This is a genomic window from Bradyrhizobium sp. AT1, assembly GCF_001590795.1.
Classification (GTDB): Bacteria; Pseudomonadota; Alphaproteobacteria; order Rhizobiales; family Xanthobacteraceae; genus Bradyrhizobium.
This window is the reverse complement of record NZ_JXDL01000001.1, coordinates 4,534,247-4,548,417: the sequence shown is the minus strand read 5'-3', so window position 1 is coordinate 4,548,417 and position 14,171 is coordinate 4,534,247. Positions and strand designations below refer to the sequence as shown.

Annotated in this window: 13 protein-coding genes and 1 tRNA gene; 9 read left to right on the top strand and 5 right to left on the bottom strand. The window is 63.0% G+C overall.

What is annotated here, in order from left to right; translation table 11 throughout:
* Positions 1 to 3: 3 nt before the first annotated feature.
* Positions 4 to 1,068 (bottom strand): acyl-CoA dehydrogenase family protein, encoded by a 1,065-nt coding sequence (locus SE92_RS21165; protein ID WP_063198060.1) that lies wholly within the window; start codon positions 1,066 to 1,068, stop codon positions 4 to 6.
* A 238-nt stretch (positions 1,069 to 1,306) separates the two neighbouring features.
* Here SE92_RS21165 and SE92_RS21160 point away from each other — a divergent pair, with 238 nt between their 5' ends.
* The gene (locus SE92_RS21160) at positions 1,307 to 2,092 is read left to right on the top strand and encodes an SDR family NAD(P)-dependent oxidoreductase (protein WP_063198058.1); all 786 of its coding nucleotides are present in this window, start codon (positions 1,307 to 1,309) and stop codon (positions 2,090 to 2,092) included.
* 151 nt (positions 2,093 to 2,243) lie between these two features.
* On the opposite strand, the gene SE92_RS21155 is transcribed toward SE92_RS21160, so the two are convergent.
* The gene (locus SE92_RS21155) at positions 2,244 to 2,516 is read right to left on the bottom strand and encodes a GlsB/YeaQ/YmgE family stress response membrane protein (RefSeq protein ID WP_080670147.1); all 273 of its coding nucleotides are present in this window, start codon (positions 2,514 to 2,516) and stop codon (positions 2,244 to 2,246) included.
* 42 nt (positions 2,517 to 2,558) lie between these two features.
* Positions 2,559 to 3,131 (bottom strand): YidB family protein, encoded by a 573-nt coding sequence (locus SE92_RS21150; RefSeq protein ID WP_063203676.1) that lies wholly within the window; start codon positions 3,129 to 3,131, stop codon positions 2,559 to 2,561.
* Between the two features lie 161 nt (positions 3,132 to 3,292).
* Between SE92_RS21150 and SE92_RS21145 the strand changes: the two genes are divergently transcribed.
* Together SE92_RS21145 and SE92_RS21140 are read left to right on the top strand one after the other, a co-directional pair.
* Complete coding sequence (locus tag SE92_RS21145) at positions 3,293 to 4,294, top strand: 2-dehydropantoate 2-reductase (protein WP_063198057.1); 1,002 nt, start codon at positions 3,293 to 3,295, stop codon at positions 4,292 to 4,294.
* 24 nt (positions 4,295 to 4,318) lie between these two features.
* A complete protein-coding gene (locus SE92_RS21140; RefSeq protein WP_063198056.1) occupies positions 4,319 to 4,522 on the top strand; it encodes a hypothetical protein in 204 nt (67 codons plus the stop codon).
* 88 nt (positions 4,523 to 4,610) lie between these two features.
* On the opposite strand, the gene SE92_RS21135 is transcribed toward SE92_RS21140, so the two are convergent.
* Positions 4,611 to 5,231: a hypothetical protein gene (locus SE92_RS21135; RefSeq protein ID WP_063198055.1), complete on the bottom strand. Its 621-nt coding sequence runs from the start codon at positions 5,229 to 5,231 to the stop codon at positions 4,611 to 4,613.
* A 419-nt stretch (positions 5,232 to 5,650) separates the two neighbouring features.
* Here SE92_RS21135 and SE92_RS21125 point away from each other — a divergent pair, with 419 nt between their 5' ends.
* From SE92_RS21125 to SE92_RS21100, 6 genes are all read left to right on the top strand, one after another.
* A complete protein-coding gene (locus SE92_RS21125; RefSeq protein ID WP_063198053.1) occupies positions 5,651 to 6,289 on the top strand; it encodes an RraA family protein in 639 nt (212 codons plus the stop codon).
* 136 nt (positions 6,290 to 6,425) lie between these two features.
* On the top strand, positions 6,426 to 7,310 hold the full coding sequence (locus SE92_RS36010; RefSeq protein ID WP_157095592.1) for a hypothetical protein: 885 nt from the start codon (positions 6,426 to 6,428) through the stop codon (positions 7,308 to 7,310).
* A gap of 19 nt (positions 7,311 to 7,329) precedes the next feature.
* The gene (locus SE92_RS21115; RefSeq protein WP_025032611.1) at positions 7,330 to 7,701 is read left to right on the top strand and encodes a dimethylsulfonioproprionate lyase family protein; all 372 of its coding nucleotides are present in this window, start codon (positions 7,330 to 7,332) and stop codon (positions 7,699 to 7,701) included.
* A gap of 46 nt (positions 7,702 to 7,747) precedes the next feature.
* The gene (locus tag SE92_RS21110) at positions 7,748 to 8,704 is read left to right on the top strand and encodes a tripartite tricarboxylate transporter substrate-binding protein (protein WP_063198050.1); all 957 of its coding nucleotides are present in this window, start codon (positions 7,748 to 7,750) and stop codon (positions 8,702 to 8,704) included.
* A gap of 180 nt (positions 8,705 to 8,884) precedes the next feature.
* Positions 8,885 to 12,175, top strand: coding sequence for a caspase family protein (locus SE92_RS21105; protein WP_063198048.1), 3,291 nt, complete (start codon positions 8,885 to 8,887; stop codon positions 12,173 to 12,175).
* 263 nt (positions 12,176 to 12,438) lie between these two features.
* Positions 12,439 to 12,515, top strand: a tRNA-Arg gene (locus SE92_RS21100).
* A 102-nt stretch (positions 12,516 to 12,617) separates the two neighbouring features.
* On the opposite strand, the gene SE92_RS21095 is transcribed toward SE92_RS21100, so the two are convergent.
* On the bottom strand, positions 12,618 to 14,009 hold the full coding sequence (locus tag SE92_RS21095; RefSeq protein WP_063198046.1) for an NAD-dependent succinate-semialdehyde dehydrogenase: 1,392 nt from the start codon (positions 14,007 to 14,009) through the stop codon (positions 12,618 to 12,620).
* Between the last annotated feature and the right edge of the window lie 162 nt (positions 14,010 to 14,171).

The window sequence follows — 14,171 nt, the reverse complement described above, 5'->3', positions numbered from 1 at the left end:
TGATCAGCGCGATGCCACGAGCGGCCACAATTCGTCGGCGCCGCGGTCTGCAACCAGCTTGCCGAGCTCGACGGCCCAATGGCTTTCCGAGCCGAAATCGTCGCGCCAGGCCAGCGCCCGCAGCGAATAGCGGTGCAGGATGTGCTCCAAGGTGAAGCCGATCGCGCCGTGCACCTGGTGCGCGATGGCGCCGCCCTTTTCGGCTGCCTCTGCGCAGCGGATCTTGGCCGAGGCGGCTTCGAGATAAACCGCGTCGTCGAACGCGGTGGCGTTGGCGATGGCGTCGGCCGCCGAGGTTGCGGCGGCAAGCGCTGCGGCGGATTCGCCGGCGAGTCGGGCGAGATTGTGCTGCACCGCCTGGAATTTCGAGATCTTCTTCTCGAAGGCGACGCGCTCGTTGGAATAGCGCACGGAGATGTCGAGCATCGATTCCAGGGCGCCCGCGATCTGCAGGCTGCGCGCGACGCCGCCCATCAGCATCAGATTGGTCTGGTCAAAGCCCTTCGGCGCGGGCTTGAGCGTGATCGGCTGGGCCTTATCGAGCGTCACGGTGTCGCTGTGGTCGTAGCCGACATTGAGCCCGGATTCGATCCGGCCCTTGGCCGCGTCGACCAGCGCGATCACGGCGCCGTCCTTGCCGTGCGCCAGCACCGCAAAATGCCTGGCCGCCTTGGCAAACGGCACGCCGCGGGCGCGGCCGGAGAGTGAGCCGTCGGCGTCCACAGCGATGCGATCCTTCGGCGAGGCCGGCAGCACCGTCATCTCGCCCTCGGGCGATGCGATCTTCGCCTGCGCCAGCAGCCAGCCCGCGAGCATGGTCTCGGCCAGCGGAACCGCGACGGCGAAACGGCCGGCAGCGTTCAGCAGCGCAAAACCATCGGCCAGGCTCGCGCCGGAGCCGCCGAGATCGTCGGGCACCCAGGACAATGGCAGGCCGGCTTCGCTAAGCGCCTGCCACAGCGGCGCCTGCCATGCGCCCTTCTTGTCGTTGTTGATGGTCTGCGGATCGGCGAGATCGGCGAAGATTTTCTCCGCGGTCTCGACGACGATATTGTCACTCTCCGCCACAGCGTTCCCCGTATTTTGCCATTGGCGCGTCCCGCCTGGTGAGCGTGCCGCGCAGGTCTTCTTGCGCCCGATGATCCGAAAAAGCCATGGCCCTGACAAGCGTTGATCGCAGGTCAACCTGCGGCGCGGGCATGGGCGCCAAGCTAATTCCGCTTAGCGGAGTTTGCTCGATTTGCAGGGCGCCGCAAACTCGCTAAACAGGACGCGAAAGATCAGAGCCACGGGGAAGGACATCAAGATGGCCAAGGACAATCTGTGCGCAATCGTGACGGGATCGGCCTCTGGCCTTGGCGCGGCAACCGCGGAAATTCTTGCGCGCAGCGGGGCGCGGCTCGTCATCAACTATTCGTCGAGCAAGACCGAGGCCGAGGCCACGGCTGAGCTCTGCCGCAAGGCCGGCGCGGCGGAGGTGCTGGTCGCGCAGGGTGACGTTTCCAAGGACGAGGATTGCCGCAAGATCGTCGCGGCCGCCAGCGGCTGGGGCCGGCTCGATATTCTCGTCAACAATGCCGGCACCACCAAGCATGTGGCTCACGCCGATCTCGACGGCTTGTCGGCGGAAGATTTCCAGCGCCTCTACGGCGTCAACACCATCGGTCCGTTCCAGATGGTGCGCGCCGCGCGCAGCCTGCTCGAGGCCGGCGCGAAGGCGTCGGGCCGACCCTCCGCGGTGGTCAACGTGTCCTCGGTCGCCGGCATCAGCGGTGTCGGCTCGTCGATCGCCTATGCCGCCAGCAAGGGCGCGCTCAACACCATGACGCTGTCGCTGTCGCGCGCGCTGGCGCCGCTGATCCGCGTCAACACGGTGTGTCCCGGCTATATCGACACGCCCTGGTTCACCAAGGGACGCGGCGAGGCGGGCGCCAAGCAGGTGCGCGACAGCGTTGTGGCGAAAGTGCCGTTGAAGGTCGCCTCGTCAGCCGAGGACATCGCACAGCTCGTCTGCTTCCTGGCGATGCCAGCCTCCAGCAACATGACCGGCGAGGTCGTGCGCATGGATGCGGGGATGCATTTGATTACGTGATGGCGGGATTGGCGCTGCGCTCGCTCCACGTCATGGCCGGGCTTGACCCGGCCATCCACGCCTCACCGCGCAGATCAAAAGACGTGGATGCCCGGGTCAAGCCCGAGCATGACGGTGTAGAGGCGGTGTGCCCCTTCGCTGATTTGAAGCGTCACCCCTTGATCACGCCGCTCGCCACCAGGCGGTGCCAGATGAACAGCACCACCACTGCGCCGAGCGTGGCCATGATGAAGCCGGCGCCCTGGTCGGGGCTGTAATGGCCGATCGCCTGGCCGATGAAGGTGGCGAGAAACGCGCCGGCGATACCGAGTATGGTGGTGAGGATGAAGCCGCTCGGGTTGTTCGGTCCCGGCGCCAGCCAGCGCGCGATGAGGCCGGCGATGAAGCCGACGACGATGATCCACAACAGGCCGCCCATGCTCATGAGTGTGTTTTCCTTTCCGAAAACGGCTCGACCAAGGTCCGATTAAAGTTTGCCCGAGAGCTCTTGCTCGGTCGGCAGCCGTCCGTCCGGCGTCAGATGATCGATCACTTGCGGCAGATACTGGCTGAGGCCGTTGAGCAATTCCTCGCGCGACAGGCCGCTCTGAGCGGACAGGCTCTCGATCTGGTCGGCGCCGAGTGCGCTGGCGAGATCGCCCGGCGCGATCGGCTTGTTCTGACCTTTGCCGACCCAGGAATTCGCGGCTTCGCCGTGGCCGCCCTGCTGGAGCTGGTTGAGGAGATCGCCGAGGCCGCCGCTGAGCACGGTTCCGGCCGCGCCGCCGGCGAGCAAGCCGCCCAGCCCGCCCTTGAGCAGGCCTCCGAGACCGCCAAGACCGCCGCTATCCGCGTTCACCGGCGGCGGGGCCGGCGTCGGCGACGGCTGCGGCGCCGTGCCGGACTGGTTCGCGGTCATGTGCTTGAACGCCTTCCAGGCAAGAAGGCCGAGCAGCGCCATGGTCATCGGCGACATGCCGCCGGAGGATTTCTCGGAGCTCGGCGTCGAGGGACCGCGCGGGCCGTTCTGCATACCGTTGAGGACGTCGAGTAGACCCATGGTGCTCTCCTTTGGCGTCTCGTCCGGCGAGCGCTCGCCGCTGACTGCCCCCGGGGCGAAAACATATGGGGCCGTCATGACCGTTACAAGTCGGATGCGACGCGATTGGTTGCCGGCCTCGCCTCTGCTATCGAAGGCTGGGCGTTCAGGGAGCAAGCTCAGTGGTTACGGATCGACCGATCGTGGTGGCCGGCGCGGGTGCCATCGGCTGCTTCGTCGGCGGCATGCTGGCGGCGTCGGGCCGCCGCGTTGCGCTGCTGGTGCGGCCGCGTGTGAAGACCGAAATCGAGCGGTTCGGCCTGCGGCTGACTGATTTCGACGGTTCCGAGACGAAGCTCGGCGCAGGCCAGCTCGCGCTGTCGGAGGATCCTGCGATCTTCCACAGTGCAGGCATCGTGCTGGTCACGGTGAAGAGCGCCGACACCGCCGATGTCGCGGATCAGATCGCGCAGCACGCGCCTGAGGATGCCGTCATCGTCTCGCTTCAGAACGGCATCGGCAATGTCGCGGTGCTGCGCGAGCGTCTTGCCGGCCGCCGCGTTCTCGCCGGCATGGTGCCGTTCAACGTGATCGCGATGGGCGAAGGGCGCTTCCATCGCTCGACCTCCGGCGACATCCATATCGGGGCTGACGCCGAGAACACGGCGGCGGCGCTCTCGGTGCCCGGCCTTGCCATGCGCGCAAGCGGTGACATCACCGGCGTGCAATGGGGCAAGCTGATCATCAATCTGAACAATGCGCTGAGCGCGTTGTCCGACATGCCGCTCGCCGCGCAACTGGCCAACCGCGACTGGCGCAGGCTGTTCGCGGACCAGATGGCCGAGGGGCTTGCCGCGCTGAAGGCCGCCGGCATCGCACCGGTCTCGGCGACGCCGATCCCGATGAACTGGTCCCCGACATTGCTCAGATTGCCCGATATGATCTTCAACGCAATCCTGGGGCGGACCATGAAGATCGATCCCGAGGCGCGCTCCTCGATGTGGCAGGACCTGAAGCAGGGCCGCAAGACCGAGATCGACTATCTGCAAGGAGCCGTCATCGCGCTCGCCGAACAAAACCATGTCGAGGTGCCGCTGATGCGCCGCATTGTTGCGCTGGTGAAGGAGGCTGAAGTTGCCGGCAAGGGCCCTCCCGGGCTGACGCCGCAGCAGATCCGCGGCTAGCGCTTGTGTGCAAGGAGACATGCGATGAGGCATCGTTTGAAGATCGGGTTCGCACTCGTCGCGCTGTGCGGCGCCTCGACGCTTGCCCACGCGAGGCCCCCGACGGTCGTGACCTCGCCCGGCTATGACAGGCGGCTGCAGGAGAGCAGGTCGCAGTTGGGTAGTACGCCGACGTTAACAGCGCCGGTGGTCAAGCCGAAGCGCAGCAAGAAGAAGCACGCAAACTGACGCCCCACCCTCCGTCCCGGATCTGCGCTGACGCTTGTCCGGGACGACAGTCGAGTTTGTGGCGACAGCGCGAACGAAACAGCGCAACTCAGCCCTTCTTCGCCGGCTTGCTCGGGGTCGGGCTGAACAGCTTCTTCAGATCGTTCAGGCTTTCCGATAGCCGGGGCCATTCGCAGGAGAACGAGCCCTTGGTGCAGGCCGCGCCCTTTCGCTGGCCCACCGTCTGCTGCACCTTCGGTCGCTCGACCGGCACCGGCACACGCTCGACCTCGGTTCGCAATGCGACCTGCTGGAGTTGCCGCGCCTGTTGCTCCTGCTGCTCGCGCTGTTGGCGCGCGGTCGCCTGGGCGGCTTCGTTGTTGCGACGCTCCTTGGCGAGATAGGCCGTGTAGGCTTCGTCGATCTTCTTCTGCTCCTCCGGCGTCGGGTTGGGCCCGGCGATGTCGAAGGTGCGATCCTGCAGGAAGTCGTAGTAGGAATAGCCGCCGCCCGGCTTGCGACGGCCGGCAAACTTGGCGTTGCAATCGGCAAGAGCGGATGTCTTCTCGGCCTTGGTCGCGGCCTTCTCGGCGGCGTCGGCGCACGCTTCGAAATCGACCGGCGCGCGCTTCCACCATTGCGCCTGGGCATGCGGCAGCGTCAGCAGAAGAGAGCCTGCCGCGGCAACGGGAAACAGCGCCGCACGACGCAATGCAATCAGGGACGACATTCTAAGAGAGCATTCCTTGCATAGCTCAACCCGAACTGAGTCGAGCCGGATTTTTGCCTCTTTATCGCCGGCTTGTCACCCATGGAACCCGGGAATTTCGTGGCTGCAATGCTGACATTTTGTGCTTGACGTGGCGTAGGAGTCACAGCGGCCGCCCGGCGCTGCCACACTTGGCCCCGCGAGCGCCTCATTCGAGGGGAGCCCAGAAAACGAACTGGCAATGCTCTCGGCCGCGGGCGTCAAGCCCGGCGATTTTGCGATGCTGCGAGATCGTCAGCGCCCCGCCGCGCGATGATTTCGGCAAAGTCCGCCGCACGCTGTTGCGCGACGAACGTGCAGCGTGGTTGAAAGAAGGACGCGCCTTCCGGATTTGGCCGGCGAGGGCGCACGCCGAGTAAGGCAAACCCGGAAGGACCGACATGACGATCACCATCGCAGCGAACAGCGTGCCGAAGCCGCCGGCCGAGATCATCGAGGGCTTTCGGAATGCGCCGACCTCGGTCATTTCAGACAATCTCGCCCGGCTGCCGGGCGCGGTCGGGCTCAAACCCTATCATCGCGGGGCTAAGCTGGTGGGCACGGCCTTCACCGTGCGCACCCGGCCCGGCGACAATCTCGCCATCCACCGCGCGCTCGAGCTGGTTGGTCCCGGCGACGTCATCGTGGTCGATGGCGGCGGCGACGAGACGCGCGCGCTGGTCGGCGAGATCATGAAGAACATCGCGCAATGGCGCAAAGCCGAAGGCTATGTGATCGACGGCGCGATCCGCGACGTCGCCGCCTTCGCAGCCGACGACTTTCCCTGCTACGCCCGCGCCGTGATCCATCGCGGCCCCTACAAGAACGGCCCCGGCGAGATCAACGTGCCCGTGTCGATCGGCGGCAGCGTGATCGCGCCCGGCGACATCGTCGTCGGCGACGAGGATGGCGTGGTGTCGTTTCCCGCCGCGGGTGCCGCCGCGCTGCTCGAGGCCGTGCGCATCCAGGTCGCGCGCGAGGAGGAGACACTGAAGGCAATCCGCGAGGGGCGCTATCAGGGTTCTTACGGAAAGTCTTGACCAGGCGGGCTGATGTCAAGGCCATGGCTGAACTTGAGCGCAAGTCGAAGTCGGCCCGGCCATTTCCCAAAGTGATTTCACGACCTTTGTTTCGGCCAAAGTTCTCTCATGCTGCTTGATGCTGGGGTTACTTTAGATGATGAGAAACTACGCATTCGTCCTGCCTGTTCTCCTTTTATTGGTATCTGGAAACAACGAGGTTGGTCCTCGGGACGTGCGCGAGGCCAGCGGCAATTCTGCCCGGTCGCTGTTCGTCACTGTCTCTTCGACGGATTCAGTGCGGCGAATGACGGAAGAGGCGTACGCAAAGGCCAACGGTCTCTCTCCGAGTGAGATAGGAGAGCGCTTTGCGGCGAGTGGCGCCCTGCGGTGCCCAGGGGGAGTTAGCAGCGCTCAAGTCACCGGAGCGCGCGACGTGATCACGACGGCGGCTCACTCTTTTCGGGATCTTTGCAAGCCACATACGTTACCTGAGAGGTGCATCTTTGAGTACTATCGGGGTACGGAGAGGCGATTCATTCCTTTGTCGGCAACCTTATGGATGGGCTCCTGCGCCGATGCTGCCCCAAGAGCGGCCGTCAACGATTGGGCTATCGCAAAACTCGCGTTTCCCGCGGAAGTGACGCCTTACCAGATTTACGAACGGACGGAAGTTCTGGCCGAGCTGGAGCATGTTCTGGCGGTTGTCGGTTACGATATCGAAGCCACGGGAAAGAAGGACAAGTACGGGCAGTTCAACAAGACGATGCAGGAGTGTCAGGTGCGCGCGGCTATGGACTGGGCGACATTCCAAACGAACTGCGAGTTTGAATTTGGGGCGTCCGGCAGCGCCCTGTTTCGCATGCGCGACAATCGAATGACGCTGTTTGGCGTTCTGAGTGGCGACCATCACGATAAGGATTACTGTCCGAAAGGCGGCTGCGAGTTCAAGGCTGGGCGTTGGTCCAGCGTGTACGTGACCCTGAAGGGCGAGTTCAAAGATCGGCTACTGACTGTCGTGAGCCAGTCTGCCGCAAGATAAACGTAGAGGGGAGAATGACGTGAGCCAGAAGGACGAGTTTCACAATATCGATAATCCCGACGATGGCCTGTTTCGCGAGCTCGCGGCCGGCGTGACCACGCGCATCTTCTCCGGCGAGCAGGCGATGCTGTCAGTGGTGACGCTGGCACCGCATGCGCAAGGCACGCTGCATCATCATCCCGAGGAGCAATGGGGCGTCCTGCTCGACGGCTCCGCCATCCGCGTCCAGGGCGACGAGGAAATCGCCGTGAAGAAGGGCGATTTCTGGCGCACCCCGGGCAATGTGCCGCACACCATGCGCGCCGGCCCCGACGGTGCCCGCGTGCTGGACATTTTCAGTCCGCCTCGTCCAGAATACAGAAAAGCCGGGTCGGGCTTCGGCACGACCTAAGCGCCAAAGAGCAAAAAGCCGGGCGCAGTATCAAAGGGAGGGGACCATGACGATCACACGACGGGCGCTGCTCGCTGCGCCGGCCATTCTCGCAATCACGCCGGCCATGGCGCAGGCCGGCAAGATCACCCTGGTGGTGCCGTTTCCGCCGGGCGGCTCGACCGATGCGATGGCGCGGCTGCTGCAGGCCAGCCTGCAAACAAAGCTCAATCGCATCGTCGTGGTCGAGAACAAGTCCGGCGCCGCCGGCGCGCTCGGTGCGGCGCAGGTCGCCAAGAGCCCGGCGGACGGCACCTCGTTCCTGGTCACCTTCGATTCCCATGCGGTGATCCCGTCGATCCTCGACAAGCCGCCGGTCGACGTCGAGCGCGAACTGATGCCGGTGCTGCTCATCGGCACCGCGCCTTATGTGATCGCGGCCGGCGCCGGCCGGCCCTACAAGAGCTTCGCGGACGTGGTGGCTGCCTGCAAGGCGACCCCTGGCGCGGTGAAATATGCCTCCGTCGGCATCGGCACGCTCGGCCATCTCGCCATGACCGTGCTCGGCAGCAAGGCCGGCGTCGAGATCATGCACGTGCCCTATCGCGGCGGCGGGCCGGCGATGAACGACGTGCTCGGCGGCCATGTCGATCTCATCGCGGGGTCGGCCGCGCTGGTCGCCGCCCAGCTCGGCACCAACATGCTGCATCCTGTCCTGCAGCTCGGCCGCGAGCGGCTGCCGGCGCTGCCGGACACGCAGACCGCGATCGAGGCGGGCTTTCCCGATTTCGAGACGCTGGCCTGGTGGGGCATCTTCGCGCCCGCAGGCACGCCGCCGGACATCGTCGCAGCCTTCGCGGCAGCGTCCAAGGAGATCCTGAGCGAGCCAGCGACCGCCACCCAGCTCAAGGAGACGCAGCACATGACGCTGCTGCTGCAGGATGGCGCCGCCTTCAAGACCTTCTTCGACAGGCAGGTCGCCTATTGGGGCAAGGTCGTGAAGGACAATAATATCAGGGCGTAGGGGGGCGGTAGATCGCGGGCCATCCGCCACCAGCTGGCGCCTCACGTTGGCTTCGTCACGTCTGCATTAAAGGACACGCAGATGGAAATGCAAACTTGTGGGTCAGTGATTTAGGTCACGTCTTTCGGAGGATTCGATTGTAGTCTCATTCCATCCATGAGTTGATAAATTTGAGGGCGTATGTTGTCCTACAAGGCCGTGGTCGGGGTGGCTGCGCTGTTAATCGCAACGCTCTGGTCGAACGTCAGTTCGGCAGCGCCCGATTGTGCTCAGGAACTCCTTGAGAGCAGGCAAGCCGCGGGCGCGGTGACTGTTGCCCTCAAGACGCCGGGTCCGGTGAAGGTTGGGGAAAGCATCGCCCTCGAGTGGCAATTTTCGCAAACGCTTTCGCTGAAGGCGCCTATCTACCTCGTGATGGCCACGGAGGAAGCAACCCGTTTCCGCGGTGGCGGATTTATGGCACTTACACCGGGAGCCGCAGCGCCCTGGGACATTGCCTACAAAGCCGATCATTCGCGGATTCTCATTCCGCTGCACTGGAAAATGTCCGCGGGTACGAAGCGCGAAATTCAAATCCGACCGCAGATCGCAAAGCGACATGAGATTCACGCGGCGATTATCTACGCGGGTAGTTGTGGCGAGCAGGCGCTGTTCGAGCATGAATTCACGGTAGATGTTCTTGCGGGAGTGGCTCGCCTGACCGTCCAGGACCGCTATTCGGCAGGTGCTCCGCAAAAGGTCATACGCTCGCTCAACGGGCGCTACGATTTGCACGTGTTTTCTGCTCGTTACGAAGTCTACGACGCTGTGTCGGGAGATCTGCTGCTCTCCAGGGCGGGCGTGGACCCCAACTTCTCACCGACTGGCCGTTTTCTCGCCTCGCGGCGTGAGGTCGATACGTCGTTCGAGATCACAGATCTGCTCGGGGACCGTGAGCCCCTGCCGTTCATCGACCCCATATACAACGAGGTCCTGATCTGGGGCCTCAACGATAGTTACGTCGTCGGTCTGGGAAGCCGGTGGGGAATGCTCGGCCTGTACAACATCACAGTTGACTCGGGCGAAGGTCTATTCCGCGGTGGAGATGCCTGCAATGCCTGCAGCGCCTGGGAGTCCCTTCGCCTGGTTCTTGACGTCGATAGAGGGTTCGCGGCTTCGCTTTCGTCAAAATATGATGACGGAGTGGTGCGTATTGCGGACCTCTTTCAGCGTGAACCAATTGAAGAAATTGAACAGAGGAATCTGGTAGCGCACATTCGCTCAAGATACGATTCAGCCTTCGTCGGCATTCCATCCGGGTGGAACCTTGGTGGTCCGATCCAGCTGTCGCACAATTTCGTCTCTCAGATCGCGCGCTTTGATGCCAAAGGAAAGCCGGACCGTGCCGATACTATCGCCCGAACAAAGGCATTCTCGGAGCGCGTGGCTCTGGTTGTGAGCCATACCCCGCGACCAGTGGCTGCGGGGACGTTGGCCACCGTATCGAATCAGCTCATCGGAACATTTCGGTCGGGACGACCTGACCGCAGGGACGGCTTGAGAACCGCAAGCAACGTGCGCGCACCGCAGGCTCAGCCAAGGGTTGATGCGATCATCGAGAGGTCGGCGGATCTGGGTATGCGCGTCCTTAGTCCTCTTCCGATTACCTTGCAATACGAAGAAACTGAAGGGGCGAACCAAGGCTCTGGCGGATCAGCAAGACTCGAGAAATTGCTGTCCCCGGTTTGGGAGGACATCAAGAGCGGCAAGACAAAGATCAAGCTATCCGACGGGACGGAACGCTCACCGAGCTATTTCCTTGATTCTGTCGATCGAGTTTATTTCTGGGAGCAAAGGGGCGTCTCCTATTGGCTTATCAGCAAGACATATAAGGGCGGAGGGTCGGGGGTGGGGAGCACCACCGGGGAGGTCTTCCTGATCAGCCGAGCGGCCAGGTCCATCGAAATCAGTGCAATTGAGAGCTCTTTCGGAGAGTCCGGTATGACGGGTTGGCTTACCGATGTGGGCCGCGCTCGTGTTCAAAGACTGACGGAGAAGTTCGTCAGCATCGCGGTTCCACTATCGGAGACGATAACGATCGTCGACCTGACGAAGCCGAAAGCCAAGCCGGTGCAAATACCGATGTTGGACGCGCCGATTTTCGCCGCCACTCGGATCTCGGCAGATGAGCAGCACGTCATTCAATACAACGGGGACGATCGGTTTTTCGTGAGCCGGCTGTCGGATGGAAAGCGCATGCTGACAGGTTCGTATATCGATGACGAGGTTCTGCTGGCAACACAGGATGGCTTTTACGATTCCACCTTCGAAGGCGCTCAACTCGCCAATGTTCGTTTCGACGGCATGCCGGGTCTGCATCACTTCAGCCAATTCGAGGCGATATTGCATCGGCCCGGTCTTGCGCGTTTGGTCATGGCCGGTCAATCGGCCTCGCTGGAAAAGCCGCTTGCGGCACCACCGCTCGCTACTCTGGCGGTTGAGCAGAAGCCGGGGCGCGAGGGTCAAAGAAAAGGCAATGTCCGGGTTCAATCGGATTCCTCGGTCGCCCGTGTCAGGATATTTTCCGACGGTCGCCAGTTGTCGAGCGTCGACGTCAACTCCAAACGAGCTGAAATCCCTTTCACGATACCTGATCCAGGCTCCGGTCACTGGATTTCAGCCGTGGCTGTGTCCGACACAGGGCTGGTTAGCCTCCCGAGTGCCGTGAAGATACCTGGCAAGGTCGCCGCGCAAGGGAAGTTGAACGCGGTGCTTGTCGGGATAGATACTTACGCGGACAAGAATATTTCCCCGCTCAAGCAGGCGAAATATGATGCGCAACATCTGGCCGGAGCTCTGTCGACGCTCAAGGGTCGAACGTTTTCCGACGTCGATCCAATTCTGATCCTTGATGCTCAGGCGACAAGAGAGGGCATCCTCGACCAGGTGCGCGCGGCCGCTGAAAACACGGGTGTCAACGATCGGCTGGTGCTGTTCTTCGCCGGGCATGGCGTCGATGGCAAAGAGTTTGGCGATCCCGACTCCGGCTTGTATCTGGTGGGTACCGATACAGCCCTGCAGAATGTGAGAGAAACCGCGATCTCGTGGAAGGAGATCTCAAAAGCCCTCGCCGGTGCCAAGGGAACGACAATCATCATGCTTGATGCCTGCCACGCCGGTTTCGCGGGCAAGAAGCAGGCGCTTTCGAATGATGACGCGGCGGCGGCGATGTTAACGGAGGCCGGCGGCCCGATGATCATCCTTGCCGCTTCAAAGGGACGCCAGCTCAGCGAGGAAGCCGACAGCAAAGGCGGTCGCTTCACCAATGCGGTCGTTTCGGCGCTCTTGTCGGCCAAACAAGGAAGCTCGGAAGCGCTCGATTTGGGAGAGTTTTACGGCCGCGTAAAGAGCTCGGTGATGAAGGAAACCGATAACCGGCAAACGCCGTGGCTCGTTCGAAACGGTCTGGTGGGCGAGATGACCTTGTTTTGAGTATCGCGATCTCAAAGCCAAGGCGAGAAGCTGATTTGCCAGGGCACAGTGGCTCCGGCCGTCCTTACGTGAGTTTTGCCGGCGTTGCGGCGGCCTGCAAGGCGCCCCGGCCCGCGGTGAAATATGCCTCCGTCGACATCGGTACGCTCGGACATCAGGCTTAGGGTGCGGGAGATCTTCCTCATTCGGCGAGGCGAGGGCTTCCGATCCCGCCGTCGCTTTGATATGTACACCCACAGGCAACCCACTGACGTGGGTTCCGCGGTCCCGTAGCTCAGCCGGATAGAGCGACGGTTTCCTAAACCGTAGGTCGGAAGTTCGAGTCTTCCCGGGATCGCCAGCCTGCCATGAGCCAGCGGCTCTGCTCGACGAGCTTTCAAGCGCAGCAGTAGATGCAGGCGCGGGCTCGCCTCGGCCCGCGCCCCTGATCCGGAGCGACGGATCAGAAACGGGCGTCGATATCGACGACGTCGATCAGCTTGTGGTTGACGAACTCCTTGAGCCCGAGCCCGAGCAGCTCGCGGCCATAGCCCGATCGCTTGATGCCACCGAACGGCAGGTCCGCTTCGACCTTGGTCGGATGATTGACGAACACCATGCCGGTCGAAATCTTGCGCGCGACTTCCGCCCCGTGTTTCGGATTGGACGTGAACACCGAGCCACCGAGGCCGAAGGGGGAATCGTTTGCGATGCGCACTGCGTCGGCCTCATCCTTGGCGCGGAACAGCATGGAGACCGGGCCGAAGAATTCCCAATAGCGGGCCGGATTGTCCTCGTTCACTTCGGTGAGGATCGTGGGCTGCACGAACGCGCCCTGGTTGGGCACCGACGGACCGACCTCCTCGGCTTTCGCGCCCTGCTTCACGGCCTGCTGAATCCGCTCCCGGATCTCGTCGGCCGCGTGCTGTGACGAGAGCGGCGCCAGCGTGGTCTCGGCATCGAAGGGGTCGCCTGCCTTCAGGGCGGCGACACCCTTGCGATAGCGCGCCAGGAATTCATCGTACACCTCGTCCACGATGATCATGCGCTTGGAGGAGACGCAGACCTGACCGCCATTCCAGTGCCGGCCGAACACGGCCCATTTGACGGTCTTGTCCAGATCGGCATCGGCCAGGACGACGAACGCGTCGGCGCCGCCAAGCTCCATCGTCGATTTCTTCAGCGCCTTGCCGGCCTGGGCGGCGACGATCGCGCCGGCGTCCTCGGAGCCGGTGAGCGCGACACCATGGACCCTGGGATCGTTGATGATCATCTCGACTTGCGAGCGGGTGGCGTAGAGCTTGGTGAAGCATCCCTCGGGCAGGCCGGCCTCACGCATGATGCGCTCGAACGCTGCTGCGCTCTGGGGCACGTTCGAGGCATGCTTGAGCAGGATGGTGTTGCCGGCCGACAGTTGCGGCGCGATGATGCGGGCGATCTGGTAATAGGGAAAATTCCACGGCTCGATGGCGAGGATGACGCCAAGCGGATCGTGCACGATCATCGCCTCGCCTTCCGCGGGGTCTGCCACGGGCAGCTTCTCCGGCCGCAACAACTGCTCGGCGTTGTTGACGTAATATTCGAAGATGCGCGCGCAGAGCTCGACTTCCGCCTTGGCCTCGGCAAAGAGCTTGCCCATTTCGAGCGTCAGAAGCTTCGCATAGGCATCGCGATCCCGTCGCAGAATGTCTGCCGCTTTTTGCAGCACTGCGGTCCGTGCCGAGATCGGGACCTCGCGCCAGGCGTGGAAGGCTGCGTCCGCCCGATCGATGGCGGCACTGACCTCCTGGTCGCTCGCGCTGGGAAAAGTCTTCAGAGTCTCGCCGGTATAGGGATTGATGGTGGCGTAGCTCATATCCGTCGTCCTTGGTGGGGGGAGATTGGCGGAAGCCAGACCGTTGTCGACTTGCCGCTCGATCGGATCATAGGATTGCACCCGGCTCCGACATTGACATGAATCATGTCGTGTTTATCGATGTGCAGAGGGATACCTCCTGTCTGGCCAACTGATCCCGCC

What these genes read in the sequence shown, in the direction of transcription:
- SE92_RS21105 (WP_063198048.1), top strand. Translation starts at nt 8,885, where the DNA reads ATGTTGTCCTACAAGGCCGTGGTCGGGGTGGCTGCGCTGTTAATCGCA.
- SE92_RS21150 (WP_063203676.1), bottom strand. Translation starts at nt 3,131, where the DNA reads ATGGGTCTACTCGACGTCCTCAACGGTATGCAGAACGGCCCGCGCGGT.
- SE92_RS21110 (WP_063198050.1), top strand. Translation starts at nt 7,748, where the DNA reads ATGACGATCACACGACGGGCGCTGCTCGCTGCGCCGGCCATTCTCGCA.
- SE92_RS21140 (WP_063198056.1), top strand. Translation starts at nt 4,319, where the DNA reads ATGAGGCATCGTTTGAAGATCGGGTTCGCACTCGTCGCGCTGTGCGGC.
- SE92_RS21095 (WP_063198046.1), bottom strand. Translation starts at nt 14,009, where the DNA reads ATGAGCTACGCCACCATCAATCCCTATACCGGCGAGACTCTGAAGACT.
- SE92_RS21155 (WP_080670147.1), bottom strand. Translation starts at nt 2,516, where the DNA reads ATGAGCATGGGCGGCCTGTTGTGGATCATCGTCGTCGGCTTCATCGCC.
- SE92_RS21125 (WP_063198053.1), top strand. Translation starts at nt 5,651, where the DNA reads ATGACGATCACCATCGCAGCGAACAGCGTGCCGAAGCCGCCGGCCGAG.
- SE92_RS36010 (WP_157095592.1), top strand. Translation starts at nt 6,426, where the DNA reads ATGATGAGAAACTACGCATTCGTCCTGCCTGTTCTCCTTTTATTGGTA.
- SE92_RS21135 (WP_063198055.1), bottom strand. Translation starts at nt 5,231, where the DNA reads ATGTCGTCCCTGATTGCATTGCGTCGTGCGGCGCTGTTTCCCGTTGCC.
- SE92_RS21160 (WP_063198058.1), top strand. Translation starts at nt 1,307, where the DNA reads ATGGCCAAGGACAATCTGTGCGCAATCGTGACGGGATCGGCCTCTGGC.